The organism is Salinimicrobium oceani (assembly GCF_012037645.1).
In genome coordinates, this window is sequence record NZ_JAAVJR010001471.1 from 1 (window position 1) to 304 (window position 304).

The 304-nt window shown below is 39.8% G+C and carries 1 protein-coding gene and 1 pseudogene; both read right to left on the reverse strand.

Features of this window, described 5'->3' with window-relative positions:
• Positions 1-181 (reverse strand): 3'-5' exonuclease (locus HC175_RS22675; protein ID WP_262887266.1); only part of this gene is annotated, 181 nt, incomplete at its 3' end.
• A 15-nt stretch (positions 182-196) separates the two neighbouring features.
• Positions 197-304, reverse strand: a pseudogene (locus HC175_RS24550) (YggS family pyridoxal phosphate-dependent enzyme); the annotation flags it as partial.

Consider the following 304-nt stretch of genomic DNA (forward strand, 5'->3'; position numbering starts at 1 on the left):
GCATTTCGTTATTGATGCCGGTGAGGCCAACAACAAAAGGCTGGATAGGGATTTCGGGATTGATCAGACTTATAAACTGATCTACAACTTTATGGCCGTCAAATTTATAGACTGCTATCTCTGTTATGCCCTCTTCATTATACTTCCCGCCGGTAGTTTCTATGTCTAAAATTGCGTACAAATACTTCTTTCCTAATTAACTGTAATTTCTCTCTCCAAAAATGGCACTTCCTACCCTTATCATTGTGCTCCCACAGTTTATGGCAATTTTGTAATCGCCACTCATTCCCATCGATAAGGTTGT